Source organism: Streptomyces galbus (assembly GCF_005280195.1).
Classification (GTDB): domain Bacteria; phylum Actinomycetota; class Actinomycetes; order Streptomycetales; family Streptomycetaceae; genus Streptomyces; species Streptomyces galbus.
Map to the genome: position 1 here is coordinate 429,715 of NZ_SZPR01000010.1, position 12,429 is coordinate 442,143.

The following is a 12,429-nucleotide window of genomic DNA, read 5'->3' on the forward strand; positions in this document are numbered from 1 at the left end:
GCGTCGGGAGTCTTGACGACACGGGCTGGTGCGTCAGACCATCCGGTCCGCCCTGCCCGGTACTGCGCGCCGCTTCGTTTTCCTTTCGGACGCGGCCACTATCCACCCATCGGACATACGGGTCATCAGCCAGAGTCACGGCCAACCCATATGGGTGACGAACGATGGATTGTCGGCTCGTACGGGCCAGGTTCCACCGCCCGTGCCGACGCGTGCGCCCCCCGGAACGAACCATGTACAGAAACGGTCGGAATGGCTGGCCAGGGCCTTAGTGAAGCGAGGCCGCCGACCACGACGCCTACTCCTGCGTCAACGACGACGCGACCAGCGTCCTCACCTGCTCCGGGGAGTGCGGCTACCGCGTCACTCGGGGCGTCAGCCCCTAGGCCGTGTCCGCAAAGTCCCGCCTGCCCTACGACGCCCGGCACGCACTCTCGCCGCACCGGTCGAACACCCGCGTACGGCCAGTACGCGGGCGTCCGCCCGGCACGCCGAGAGCACGCACCGGACGCCGCAGGGCCCGCCCTCCGGGCGGACGACGGGACTTTGCGGACACGACCTAGCCCGAGGGGCCGGTGCGGCGCGCCCGCCGCACCGGCCCTCGGTTCAGCGTGCCGCCTGGAACGCCCGGCCCGCCGCCGTGGCCGTCGTACCGTCCGTGAACAGCCCGCTGCTCGGCTTCGACGGGTCCGCACCGAGTCCGAACCACGCGTAACGATGCACGTAGGGCAGGCCGTCCAGCATCTTCGTGGACGCCGTGACGAACGCCGCCTGCTGCGCGGCCGAGGGGAACCGCGTCCCCTGCGAGAAGTCGATCAGCGCGTACTCGGTCAGCCAGATCGGCTTGTGGTAGCGCGCGTACACCGACGCCAGGTACGACTTGAGCTGCTCGACCGCCTGCGGGGTGCGGAAGTCACCGCCGTACCAGTGCAGCGTGACGAAGTCGACCCGGTACCCCTTCTGCGCCGCCCCGGCCATGAACCGGTCGAGCCAGCCGCCGGGTGTCGCCGCGCCCGTCGCGACCGCGGGGCTGCCCAGGACCTTCCCGGCCGACATCAACTTCGGCCACAGCTCGAGGGCTTGGTCCACCGACATGTTCGACTGCTGCGCGAAGTCGGGTTCGTTGAAGGCCAGCAGGTACGGCCCCGCGGCCCGGGCCTGCGCCAGCGCCGCGTCGGTGACGGACGCGGCACCCCAGATCATCGGCACGAACGAAGCCGACCTCGGAGTCGTCACGCCCTGGTGCTGGGTGTTCCAGGTGTAGTACCAGCTCGCCCCGCTCGCGGCGAGCGCCTGGCTCACCCCGTCGAACGTCCACACCCCGACCCCCTTCTTCGCGCCGGACGCGATCTGCACGGGAGGCGCGGAGTGTCGCCCGGAACTCCCCTTCACCGACGCCTTCGCCGACGGTGAAGGGGATGCACTGGCTGTGGCGCCGGCGCCGGCACGGGGAGTGGCACTGGGACCGGGACCGAGGCTCGGGCTCGCCGGGACGCTGGACGACGTGACGGCCTTCGGGGTGGGCGGCGCAACCGTCGCCGCGGCCGGCGCGGACGGCCCCGCCGTCAGCCGGGCGGCGACCAGCGCGGCCACCGCGACGGCCGCGACCACCGCCGAGCCACCGACGACGGCCTGCTTGCCCGCAACCCTCCTGCCGGCCACCCGCCTGCCCGTCCGCGCGTGCCGCCGGTGCCCCCGGCCGGCCGCCCGGCCTCCACCGCTCCCCGAGCCGGAAGACTCCCCGGACCCCGACGACCCCGACGACCCCGACGACGACGGGGACAACGGTGATGACGGGGACGAAGGAGCCGTCGCCCCCCAGACATGGGCGAGCACGCGCGCCGGATCGAGACTGGTCGGCACGGCAACCAACGGCAGTCCGCCGAGCAGCCGTTCCATCGGCAGCAGCCCCCGGTCCACGTCCCCGCACACCTCACAGCCGCGCACGTGACGGGCGAACCGCTTGCGCCACAGCGAACTCGGCGTGCCGTCCCACGGCGCGGCGATCTGGTCCAACTCCGCGCAGCGCGGCTCGGCGCCCAGCGCCCGCACCACGCCCCGCGATATCTCCATCTGCTTCTTCATCCGCTGCACCCGTACCGCCGCGTGCCGGCCGGACAGTCCCAGCGCACCGGCGAGGTCCGCGCGCTCCAGCTCGCCGGTCGCCTCCAGCCACCACAGGGACAGCAACTCCTGGTCCTCCGGATCGAGCCAGCGCGTCGCCTCGGCGACCTCACGGCGCTGCTCGGTCAGTCCCAGCCGCAGGATGGTCAGCCCGGCGAAGTCGAGGGCGGGGTCGGTGATCGCCTCGGCGTCGTCCAGGTGCGCCCTGCGGTCCCGGTCCGTGGCCCGCGACTGCTCCCGGTTCCGTACCTGCCGGATCGTGATCGCCACCAGCCAGGACCGGAACGCGGACGGATCCCGCAGCTTCGGCAGCCCGCGCACCATGCGCAACAGCGTCTCCTGTACGACGTCGTCGACGTCGGCATGACCGTTCAGGGCGCGGCCGACGATGTTGTAGACCAGCGGCAGGCAACGGCCCACCAACTCCTCAAGGGCCCGTCCGTCACCCGCGCGGGCGGCCGTGACCAAGCCGGGATCAGGCCCTCTCCGATGGTTGTCGCTCATGTGGGTGTGTTCCTCCACGCAGGGATCGGCTGTCGGAACGGAGACCGCCCGAGGCGCACGGGGACAACAGAAAACGGTGGATCGGCGTCAAGGCCCGTTTCTGCCCCGCACTTCCTGTTGTACGGACCCCGTCGACGAGGTCTCCGTGAGGTAGGCACCCGTCTGGCACGACCCGAGGAAGGCAAAGGATGGCACGAGGACGCAGGAGACGCGGCGCGCACCCACCACGGGGCCGCCGCTGGTGGCACGCCGCAGTGGCGGCCCTCGTCGCGGTCGCGGCCGTACTGGTCGTCCACGACGCCTGGGCGCCGTCCGGCGACGACAGCGTCGGCACCGCGCACCGCGAACGGGCCACCGAGGCGCTGCCGTCCGGGTCACGGGCCGCCCCGCCGGCCCCGACGGCCTCACCGAACGGCAGCGCCCAGCCCTCCGCATCGCCGTCGGCGGAGACGAAGACGAAGACGAAGACGAAGCCGCGGACAGAGCCGAAGTCGTCGGCCGACGCGTCGGCGAAGGCCACCGGCTCGGGTACCTCGGGCCGGGCCCAGCGGCAGTCGACCAGCGCACCCGCCGGCCAACGCCTGATCACCGTCGTCAACAAGACCCACAAGACGATCTGGGCCGTCGTCACCGACACCGCCGTGTACCCGGCCGGCCGGAAGCTCGCCCCCGGGCAGGTCATGTCGGTGACCGTGGCGGACAACTGGGCCGGCCGCATCTGGGGCCGCACCGGCTGCGCCACCACGGCCGCGAGCATCTGCGCCTCCGGCGACTGCACCAGTGTCTGCTCCGGCGCCAACCCGCCCACCACCCTCGGCGAGTTCACGTTCTCCGCCTTCGACGACCTGGACTTCTACGACGTCAGCATGGTCGACGGCGCGAATCTGCCCATGTACATCAACGTCTCCCACACCACGACCGTCGACCCGGTCAGCTCCTCCGGCTGCTACCGGGGCCGCTGCACCACGGAGGTCGAGTGCCCCAAGGCGATGCAGGCGCTGCGGAACGGCCAGGAGATCGGCTGCAAGCCCCCGTGCGCGGCGTTCGGCGGTGACACGTACTGCTGCCGGGGCACCTGGGCGGGCCGCGAGCACTGCCTCCCCGCCAAGTGGCCGGTCGACTACACCCAGGTCTTCAAACGGGCCGCGCCCTACGCCTACTCGTACGCCTTCGACGACTCGGCCACGATGTCCTGCAGGCACCGGTGCTACTACCGCGTCACCTTCGGCACCACGCACGGCACTTGACGTCAGTGGCCCCGGGGTCGGTGCGACATCGCGGCGAGAGCCGGTCAGGGACGCGACTCGTACGGCAAACGTACGCGATACGTACGCTCCTACGATAGGGTAGCGGCCAGGAGGTGTCCCATGTCCGAGTTGTTCGACGCGGTCGACGCGCTACTGGCGTCGCGCGCCGCGCTTCCGCCCCCGGCGGAGCGCAAGCGGCTGCGCGTCGCGCACGGCTTGACGATCGACGAGGTGGCCACCGCGCTGAAGGTGCGCCGAGCCACGGTGTCGAGCTGGGAGGCCGGCAAGACCGAGCCCCGCCCGCCCGAGCGCGAGGCGTACGCCCGGCTGCTGGACAAGCTCGCGGAGCTCTACCCCGCCGACGCGAACGCCGCGGCGCCGGCCACGTCCACCGCCCCTGCCGCCCCTCCCGCCCCGGCGGAAGCGCAGACTCCGGCCACGGACCGGGCGCCCGAGCCCGCGGACACGACCGCGACGGCGCGCACCGCCAAGCCGTCGTCGACGTCACGCCGCCCCGACACGAAGAAGGCGGCCCCGGCGGGCGGCACCGACCCACGGTTCGAGAACGGACCCCTCGCGGTCGTCGACGTCGAGGACGGCAAGGTGCTGGCGTACTGCACGGGCGGCCTGGTCCTGGACGTACCCGCCAGGAGCGTCCCGGCCCTGGTCGACTGGACACTGCGCGAGGCGAGGCTCGGGGCTCCGAAGCTCGCCGGGCCGGGCAAGGACGCCGATCCGCTGCTCGTGCTCACCGAGGCCGCCCTGGAGCGCTACGGCCTGCCCGTCACGCTCACGCAGGACGAGAAGCACGCAGGGCGGCTCCCGGAGGGCCACAAGGTCGTCAAGCAGCTCGCCCGCGCGGAGTGGAAGCTGACCAAGCGCGGGTTCGGCCCGTGGGCGCGGATCTACCGCCCCGCCACCGGTGCGGAACGGGCCTGCGTGCAGCTCTGCATCCCGTCGTGGAACGCGCTGGACCCCCGGCACTGGGGCGCGGCCGGGCAGCTCCCGCCGGCCCGACTCGCCCGCGTCCTGGGCGTGTATGCCTCGCGCGTGATGACGCCGCGCGGCTCCACCGCCGTGACCGGCCTGGAGCTGATGACCGCCCTGCACCCGCCGACCCGGGCCTCCGAACCGGACGCCCACGGCAAGCGGCACTCCGAGCACAACCCCGGCTCGCTCGGCAAGGACGCCGTCGACCCGATGAGCTGGCCGCCGTGCGAGGTCCCCGACGGCCACCCCGTCCTCAAGGACCTGCCCCGCTTCCACGTGCGCGGCCCCGGCGAGAAGCTGTTCGAGGAGGCGTACGACTGGGCACGGCCGATGACCGATGCCGAGTGCACCCTGCGGCACCTGGTCGGCATCGACGTCAACATGGCGTTCGCGGCAGGCGCGAACGGGCTGAACGTCGGCCTGGGTGAGGCGACGCACGTCCGGGCCCCCGCGTTCGACCCGAAGCTGCCCGGCTCCTGGCTGGTCGACCTCTCGCACGTCGACCTGTCGAAGGTGAAGGCCGGCAAGGACAGGTGGGTGGAGCTGGACGGCAGCCTGCTGCCCTCCCCGTTCACGCCGAAGGGCGAGCACCCGACCGGCCCGGCCTGGTACGCGACGCCCACCGTCGCCTACGCGGCGGAGCTCGGCTACGAGGTGCACCCGACCGAGGCGTGGGTCCGCTACGACAGCGGCCGCTACCTGGACGCCTGGTACAACCGCCTCCGGGACGCCTACCTGGCCACGATGGCCGACCTCGGCGTGCACGCGGACCTGCCGCCGGCCGACTTCCTCGCCGCGATGCAGGGCTACCAGGACCGTGACCCGGACCTGGCGATCGTCGTCGCGGCGATCAAGGCGACGGTGAAGGGCGGCCTGGGCAAGCTGCGCGAGCGTCCCCGCGGCGGGGGCTGGCGGCCCGGCGAGCCGTGGCGGGCACTGTCCCGGCCGACGTGGCGGCCGGACATCCGCGCGGCCGTCATCTCCCGCACCCGCGTCAACCTGCACCGCAAGATCGTCAAGCATGCGGCGTTCACCGGGCAGTACCCCGTCGCGATCCTGTCCGACTGCGTCGTCTACGCCTCCGACGGGCCCTCGCCGCTGGACTTCCTGCCCTACCGGGACGGCAAGCCGCTGCTCGGCGGCTTCAAGCTCGGCGTCAACCCCGGCCTGGTCAAGCACGAGGGGACCCAGTCCGTGCTGTGGGGCGAGGAGGTCCGCGAGCGCTTCGACGCCCCGGACCTCAACCTCGCCCGGTACATCAAGGACGGCACCGTCACCGACCTCGACAACGGCGAGTAGGGGCAGGGCACGATGAGCCTGTTCGGGGAGGGCCTGGACACCGCGGTGCAGAAGGCGTTCACCCGCCCCGCGCCCAAGAGCGCGGGCGCGCAGATGCGCTACCTGGTCAGGCAGCTCAAGGGCACGAAGGCGGTCGCCCAGCTGCTGCGGATCTCCCAGCGCACCGTCGAGCGGTACGTGAAGGACCAGATCAAGAAGCCGCGGCCCGACCTCGCCGCGCGCCTGGAGCGCGAGGTGACGAAGCGCTGGCAGCCCCGGATCCGGGCCAGGGCCAGGCAGCAGGCGGCCACCACCGGCGGCATCGTCATCGACACCCGGGCCCGCCTCGGCTACACGGCGCCGATCGGGTCGACGGACCAGGACCGCGTCCGGCACCTGACCGTCGCCCTGCCGCCCGTCCACGCCGCCCGCCTCTTCGACGCACAGGAGGCCGGCGCCACCGACCAGCAGCTCCAGCAGATCGCGGCCGAGGCCCTCAAGGAGGTCTACTTCCAGGACGGCGGCCGCCGCGCCGGCAGCCTGGAGGAGGTCCGGTTCACGGACATCGAGCACCTCGAGTTCGAGCTGTAGCAGCGACGCGGGGGTTGTCGCGGATCCGTTTCGCCTTGCCGGAGTCCGGTGGTGTCAGCGCATACAGCGTGCCGTCGTGGACGAGTCTCGAACCCGGACGAGCGCTGCGGTGACGGAGCCGGTGACGGGGACGGGCGGCGGACGCGACGGCGGCGAGGGGTGCGCCGGGGCGGCGCCCGGGGCCGGCGCCCGGCCGTCAGGTCCGCGGCGAGCGCTCCCGTTCCGCCGACCCCCACGGCCGGTACGGCCGGCGTACCAGGGCGCGGCCCAGGGGCGGGTGGTGGGCGGCGAGGACCGTGCTGAGGGTCGTGCGGGTCGGTTCGGGCAGGGCTTGGCTCTCCGCCCAGCGCACCACCTGGGCCGCGACCACCCGCAACTTGGTGTTGGTGCGCTGGGAGACCTCCCGCAGGATCTCCCAGCCCTGCTCGGGGCGCAGCCCGCTCACCGCGATGATCACGCCGATCGCCTGGTCCACCAGGGCGTGCGAGGCCACGGCCCGGCGGAGCTGGTCGACTTCCTCCTGCAGGGCGGCGATCCTGCCGACCAGGTCGTGCTGTCCGGTCATCTCCGGCCGTTCGTCTCCCATCGGTGCCTTCCCGTCACCCGCGCCCCGGCGCCCCCGGCCCGGCGCGGCACGTGCCTCCCGTTCCACCTTGCGCAGCGCGCGGCCGTGCGGCCAGCCGCCGGACGAACGATCCGGGCCATACCGGTACGGAAAACGAAAGGGCACGACCGGCACACGGGAAACGGGGTACCCGGGAGGGGACCCGGCGTGACGGCCGTCCGGGCGGGGAGACAAGGGCACCGTGCAGACCCTCACGTTCGACAGCGACGACCTGGACCTGACCGAGGACTTCCTCAGCCGCGCCTACGCCAGGATGCGCATCGGCGGCAGCCCCGCCGGCAGCCGGGCCCGCGTCCGGCGCAGCGCCACGCCGTCGCTGAGCGTGGACGAGCTGGCCCTCGACTTCGACATGAGCTACGCGGTCACCCCGCTGGGCCGGATCTGTCTGTGCGTCGTCCACGAGGGGACCATCGAGGACCACGTCTACCCGGGCGTCCAGGACTCCTTCGGCCCCGGCGACGTGGTGTCCTTCGCCCCGCCGGACCAGGCGTACGCGGGGCTGGTGCGCGCCGCCCGCTACAACATCACGATGTTGGACCCGGCCCTGCTCGACCAGGTCGCCACGACCGCGCCGGCGTCGCGCCCCGGTCCCGTCCGGCTGACCGGGCACCGGCCGCACTCCCCGGCGGCGGCCGACCGGCTGCGCGGCGCGATCACCTACCTGCGCGACCACGTCCTGGCCGACCCGGACCTCGCCGACCAGCCGCTGGTGGCCTCCACCGCCGCCCAGCATCTGGCCGCGACCGTGCTGGCCACCTTCCCCAACAGCGCGCTCACCGACCCGACGGGCTCCGACCGCGCCGACGCCCACCCGGCCGCGCTGCGCCGCGCCCTCGCCTACATCGACGACCACGCCGACGAGCCCGTGACCGTCGCGGAGATCGCCGGGGCCGCGCACATCACGGTGCGCGCGCTGCAGTACGCCTTCCGCCGGCACCTGGACACCACTCCGCTGGCCCATCTGCGCCGGGTGCGGCTCGCGCACGCCCACCACGAGCTGCTCGCGGGCGACCCCCGCGACGGCACCACGGTCACGCAGGTCGCCGCACGCTGGGGTTTCGCCCACCCGGGCCGCTTCGCCGCGCTCTACCGCGCCGCCTACGGCCGCTCCCCGCACCGGACGCTGGTCGAACCCTGACCCACCGCCCGAAGACGCGTACGACCTGGGGCGGCGGGGGTACCCGGTGCCCGTCCGTCCCGCACAGCGAAAGGCAGCACCATGACCGAGTCCACCCCGTCGCAGGCCGAGGGCGAGCGCGAGCCCGACGACGTGCCCACCGAGCCCGACCACTCGACCCCCTCGCAGGCGGAGGGCGAGCGCGAGCCCGACGAGGGCGAGGAGGCGTGAGCCCGACGAGGGCGAGGAGGCGTGAGCCGGCGCAGGCTCCGGCGCGACTGACGCGCCGCTGAGCACCCGCTCGAGCCGCCGACAGGGCCCCTAGGGGCCCGCCCCGCTCACACGCTGCTCAGGAGCTGCGGCGAGTGCTCCTTGAGCAGCGTGTTCGTCCAGCGGATCTGCCGCAGCGTCCGCGGGTGGCACTCGCTCGCCAGCGTCAGCAGGTCCTCGTCACGGGTCGCCTGGGCCGCCTGCGCGAGCATCCCCCAGTGCAGGGAGTTGCGCGTCGCGGCCAGGTGCAGGTCGCACAGGTCCTGCAGGAGCAGCAGTCCGTTCTCCGGCCGTCGGCCCAGCGCCCCGGCCGTCTTCTCGCGCAGCGCGGCGAGGACGCCGGGCGCCGGGTCGCCGGGCGGGCCGGACAGGCCCATGCCCCGTCCGCGGCCGCTGTCGGCGAGGCGGGAGCAGTGTTCGTGGGACCAGCGCGCGACGTCCATGGCGCCGTGGTGGAACTCGTGCTCGGTGCGGTGCCGCCCGGCCGCCGCCAGCAGGTTCCGCTCCAGTGAGCGTTCGCCGTCGTGCAGGGTGCGCAGCGTGAGCGTGATGCCCGTGGACGTCATAGGGGGTTCCCCTCCTCGGTGCGGGCGCCGTGCCGCGCGCCCGCGCCGCGCGGAGCGACGAAGGCGACGCGGGCGGCGCCCGACGTGAACGGCTGTCGTCTTGAGACGGGGTCCCCGTCCACGACGGGGACCCCGTAGGTGACCGCGCCCCCGTCACCGCCCCGGCCACCTGCCCCGCGGGGCGGTCGCCGTCGGCGTCCCGCACCCCCGCGCGCGCAGGCCGCACCGGCGGTGCGCCCGCTCCGGGGGCGTGGGGCCCCCCTGTTCCGATCAGCCACGTAGGCCACCGTTCCACCTCCGTCGGACGGTCGTGTCGCGCCCGGGTACCCCGCTGGGCGGATCCCGCGCGTGACGGCCCCGACCCGAAGCTCCCTCCCCCGTACGGATGACCCGCCCTGGACCCGAACGCCCCGGTGACACGTGCCTTTCCTCACCCGTTCTCGTGGAGTTCGCGCCTGTCCCGTACGGGCCGCCCCCGGTGCCGTGAGATGGTGTGGCGACTCGTGAGGGGGCTTCGTGACACTGCGTCAAACGTCGCTCGGGACAGGGCGGGACAGGATGATCCGCACCGCCAGGAGATCCGTCACCGTCCTCACCGCGCTCGGCACCCTGGCCGGCGCCGCCCTCGTCGGGGCGACCCCGGCGGGCGCCACGCCGCAGTGGACCGGCGTCGCCCCGGGGGTGACGTACCGCCAGTACGACGTGCCCGCGGCGGCCGGCGTGGCCCATGTGCACCTGCTGCGCGCCGACCTGAGCGACGCTCACGTGCGGCTCGGGCTGCTGCGGCCCGGGGCGGTGGCGGCCCGGGACACCGTGTCGCACATGGCGGGCCGTCAGAAGGCGGTCGCCGGCGTCAACGGGGATTTCTTCAACATCAGCGAGGCCCAGCACCCCGGGGTCCCGCCGACCGGGGCCAGTGTGGGTCCGGCGATCGCGGACGGCCGGATCCTGAAGGGCGCGGTGCCGGACGCCCAGCGGTTCGGGCCCGCCCTGCCGCCGGGCACCCACACGACGGCCGTGCTCGGCGTGGGCGCGGACGGCCGGGCGCACCTGGACGACCTGACCCTGAGCGGCTCGGTGGTCGCCGCAGGGCAGCGGCTGCCGCTCGGCGGGCTCAACCAGTACGCGCTGCCCGAGAACGGCGTCGGCGCCTACACGCCGGCCTGGGGCAGCGCCTCGCGGGTGCGGGCCACCTGCGGCTCCGACACCGAGCGGGCCGCCCCGTGCAGCGCCGACACCTACGAGGTGACCGTCCGTCACGGCCGGGTGGTGTCGGCCTCCGCCCGCCCGGGCAGCGGCGCCATCGCCGCCGGCACGACGGTCCTGGTCGGCCGGGAGGCGGGCGCCCGGCGGCTGCGCGCCCTGGCCGGGGGCGCCCGGGTGTCGCTGCGGTACGCGCTCACGTCGGCCCGGCGGGCCGTCTACCGGTTCGCCCTCGGCGGCTACCCGGTGCTGTCCGGCGGGCAGCCGCTGCCGGGCCTGGACACGCGGGCCTCGGCGGTGCGCACGGCCGTCGGTCTCGCCGACGACGGCCGGACGGTGTACCTGGTGGCGCTGGACGGCGCCCCGTCCTACCGCAGGGGTCTGACGATCGCCGAGGTGGCGCGCCTGCTGGCGGGGCTGGGCGCGACCGAGGGGTTCAGCCTCGACGGGGGCGGTTCCTCGACGCTGGTGGCCCGGCCGTCGGGGGCGGCGCCGGTGACCGTGCGCAACCACCCCTCGGACGGCTCGGAGCGTCCCGTGGCCAACGGCATCGGGGTGTTCACCCGGTGACCGCCGGCGGTCTCACGGCCGGATGCCGCTGACGATGTCGGCGGTCGCCATGAGGCCGCTGGAGATGGTCGGCGCCATGCTCGTGCCCGCCAGGAAGAAGCCGAGCAGCAGGCAGACCACCGCGTGCGACATCTTCAGCCCGCCGCTGCGTACGAAGATCACCGCCAGGATCAGCAGCAACAGCACGGCGGAAATCGTTACGGCCATCGTCACCCTCCTCCGCCACGCGTCCGGTTCGCGGCGTTCGGCCGCAAGTGTGGCGTAGCGGAGGGTTCGTCAGGGCGGCGTGGCCGTCGTCCGAACGGGTGGTGTCCGTGGGCGGACCGTCAGGCGCGGGCGTCCAGGAAGGACTCCAGGCCCGCCAGGTCGTCGGTGTTGAGGTAGTCGACGCCGGCCGCGAGCAGCTCGGTCCACAGGGCGTCCCGGGCGGGCCCCGGGGTGTCGGGGGTCGCCCAGAAGCGCACCTTCTGCCCGCGCCGGTGGGCGGTGGACACCAGGGTGCGCAGGGTGTGCCGCTCGGCGTCGGGGAAGGCGCCCACGCCGAGCCAGGTGAAGGTGAGCGTCCAGTTGTCGCTGACGAGCGGCACGAACGAGGCGGGCGCGGAGGTGCCGAGGTCGGTGAGGCGCCCGTCGTAGAAGGCGCGCCGGACCGTCTGGGCCTCCATCGGCACGCGGGCGGCGCGGTCGCCGGAGACGACGGCGGTGACCGGGCCGGGGTGCACGCGGCCGTGGGCGTACGTGGTGAACAGGTGTGGGTAGCGCCTGAGGTGGCGGTCGAGTTCGAGGTACGTGGAGGAGCCCTCGGTCTTGATGTCGATGAGGAGTTGCAGGGGTGTGCGCCATCCCCGGTAGACCGAGCCGTGCTGTGCCTTGACGCGGGCGGCGAGCGGGTCGAGGTACAGGGACTCCAGGGTGCGGGCGGGGTCCAGCTCGGTGGCGTCGTGGGCGACCAGGAGCTGGTCGCCGACGAGGAAGATGTCGGCCTCGACGCTGCCGAAGTGGTGGTCGAGCGCGTCGAGGAGGGGCCGGGGGTGCTCGTAGTCGTTGTGGGCGTGGGCGCGCCACAACGGGCGGGGGCCGCGCCGGTGTTCGGCGGCGAAGGCGTTCGCGGCGGGCGGGGCGAGGACCGCGGCGAGCGCGGCGCCTGCGGTGGTGAGCGCTCTGCGGCGGGTGATGAGGGCCATGCGCTGCCTCCCTGTGGGGCGGGACGGGACCACAGGGAGTATGGAGCCGGGCCGGGTCCAACGAACCCGTACGGAGGAGGAGTTGGCCGACTCGCCGTCACCCGTTCACTCCGGCGGCGGACGGGCACGGGAAAGCCCGCCCCGGGTGGGGCGGGCTTCA

At 73.9% G+C, this 12,429-nt stretch carries 11 protein-coding genes; 6 read left to right on the forward strand and 5 right to left on the reverse strand.

The window, feature by feature from the left end; all coding sequences use genetic code 11:
- Positions 1–606: 606 nt before the first annotated feature.
- Positions 607–2,628 carry a sigma-70 family RNA polymerase sigma factor gene (locus E4U92_RS10235; protein WP_137299986.1) on the reverse strand — a complete coding sequence of 674 codons (2,022 nt, stop codon included), beginning with the start codon at positions 2,626–2,628 and terminating at the stop codon, positions 607–609.
- A 188-nt stretch (positions 2,629–2,816) separates the two neighbouring features.
- Between E4U92_RS10235 and E4U92_RS10240 the strand changes: the two genes are divergently transcribed.
- The 3 genes from E4U92_RS10240 (at position 2,817) to tpg (ending at position 6,734) form a co-directional block, all read left to right on the forward strand.
- On the forward strand, positions 2,817–3,875 hold the full coding sequence (locus E4U92_RS10240) for a thaumatin family protein (RefSeq protein ID WP_137299987.1): 1,059 nt from the start codon (positions 2,817–2,819) through the stop codon (positions 3,873–3,875).
- Between the two features lie 120 nt (positions 3,876–3,995).
- Entirely contained in the window at positions 3,996–6,164 is a 2,169-nt protein-coding gene (gene tap, locus E4U92_RS10245; RefSeq protein WP_137299988.1) for a telomere-associated protein Tap, read from the forward strand.
- Between the two features lie 12 nt (positions 6,165–6,176).
- Complete coding sequence (gene tpg, locus E4U92_RS10250) at positions 6,177–6,734, forward strand: telomere-protecting terminal protein Tpg (protein ID WP_137299989.1); 558 nt, start codon at positions 6,177–6,179, stop codon at positions 6,732–6,734.
- Positions 6,735–6,930: 196 nt separating this feature from the next.
- Here the strand turns inward: tpg and E4U92_RS10260 are convergent, their stop codons facing one another.
- A complete protein-coding gene (locus tag E4U92_RS10260) occupies positions 6,931–7,320 on the reverse strand; it encodes an ANTAR domain-containing protein (RefSeq protein ID WP_373311484.1) in 390 nt (129 codons plus the stop codon).
- Positions 7,321–7,540: 220 nt separating this feature from the next.
- On the opposite strand from E4U92_RS10260, the gene E4U92_RS10265 reads away from it, so the two are divergent.
- Positions 7,541–8,497, forward strand: a complete 957-nt coding sequence (locus E4U92_RS10265) for a helix-turn-helix transcriptional regulator (protein WP_137299990.1) — start codon at positions 7,541–7,543, stop codon at positions 8,495–8,497.
- A gap of 81 nt (positions 8,498–8,578) precedes the next feature.
- A complete protein-coding gene (locus E4U92_RS37010) occupies positions 8,579–8,707 on the forward strand; it encodes a hypothetical protein (RefSeq protein WP_268253524.1) in 129 nt (42 codons plus the stop codon).
- A gap of 107 nt (positions 8,708–8,814) precedes the next feature.
- Here the strand turns inward: E4U92_RS37010 and E4U92_RS10270 are convergent, their stop codons facing one another.
- On the reverse strand, positions 8,815–9,312 hold the full coding sequence (locus tag E4U92_RS10270) for a hypothetical protein (RefSeq protein WP_137299991.1): 498 nt from the start codon (positions 9,310–9,312) through the stop codon (positions 8,815–8,817).
- 558 nt (positions 9,313–9,870) lie between these two features.
- Here E4U92_RS10270 and E4U92_RS10275 point away from each other — a divergent pair.
- On the forward strand, positions 9,871–11,085 hold the full coding sequence (locus E4U92_RS10275; RefSeq protein WP_137299992.1) for a phosphodiester glycosidase family protein: 1,215 nt from the start codon (positions 9,871–9,873) through the stop codon (positions 11,083–11,085).
- Positions 11,086–11,097: 12 nt separating this feature from the next.
- On the opposite strand, the gene E4U92_RS10280 is transcribed toward E4U92_RS10275, so the two are convergent.
- Together E4U92_RS10280 and E4U92_RS10285 are read right to left on the reverse strand one after the other, a co-directional pair.
- On the reverse strand, positions 11,098–11,292 hold the full coding sequence (locus tag E4U92_RS10280) for a hypothetical protein (RefSeq protein ID WP_137299993.1): 195 nt from the start codon (positions 11,290–11,292) through the stop codon (positions 11,098–11,100).
- A 119-nt stretch (positions 11,293–11,411) separates the two neighbouring features.
- Positions 11,412–12,269: a phosphatidylinositol-specific phospholipase C/glycerophosphodiester phosphodiesterase family protein gene (locus tag E4U92_RS10285; RefSeq protein ID WP_137299994.1), complete on the reverse strand. Its 858-nt coding sequence runs from the start codon at positions 12,267–12,269 to the stop codon at positions 11,412–11,414.
- Positions 12,270–12,429 lie beyond the last annotated feature (160 nt).

What these genes read in the sequence shown, in the direction of transcription:
- E4U92_RS10235 (WP_137299986.1), bottom strand. Translation starts at nt 2,628, where the DNA reads ATGAGCGACAACCATCGGAGAGGGCCTGATCCCGGCTTGGTCACGGCC.
- E4U92_RS10240 (WP_137299987.1), top strand. Translation starts at nt 2,817, where the DNA reads ATGGCACGAGGACGCAGGAGACGCGGCGCGCACCCACCACGGGGCCGC.
- tap (WP_137299988.1), top strand. Translation starts at nt 3,996, where the DNA reads ATGTCCGAGTTGTTCGACGCGGTCGACGCGCTACTGGCGTCGCGCGCC.
- tpg (WP_137299989.1), top strand. Translation starts at nt 6,177, where the DNA reads ATGAGCCTGTTCGGGGAGGGCCTGGACACCGCGGTGCAGAAGGCGTTC.
- E4U92_RS10260 (WP_373311484.1), bottom strand. Translation starts at nt 7,320, where the DNA reads ATGGGAGACGAACGGCCGGAGATGACCGGACAGCACGACCTGGTCGGC.
- E4U92_RS37010 (WP_268253524.1), top strand. Translation starts at nt 8,579, where the DNA reads ATGACCGAGTCCACCCCGTCGCAGGCCGAGGGCGAGCGCGAGCCCGAC.
- E4U92_RS10270 (WP_137299991.1), bottom strand. Translation starts at nt 9,312, where the DNA reads ATGACGTCCACGGGCATCACGCTCACGCTGCGCACCCTGCACGACGGC.
- E4U92_RS10275 (WP_137299992.1), top strand. Translation starts at nt 9,871, where the DNA reads ATGATCCGCACCGCCAGGAGATCCGTCACCGTCCTCACCGCGCTCGGC.
- E4U92_RS10280 (WP_137299993.1), bottom strand. Translation starts at nt 11,292, where the DNA reads ATGGCCGTAACGATTTCCGCCGTGCTGTTGCTGCTGATCCTGGCGGTG.
- E4U92_RS10285 (WP_137299994.1), bottom strand. Translation starts at nt 12,269, where the DNA reads ATGGCCCTCATCACCCGCCGCAGAGCGCTCACCACCGCAGGCGCCGCG.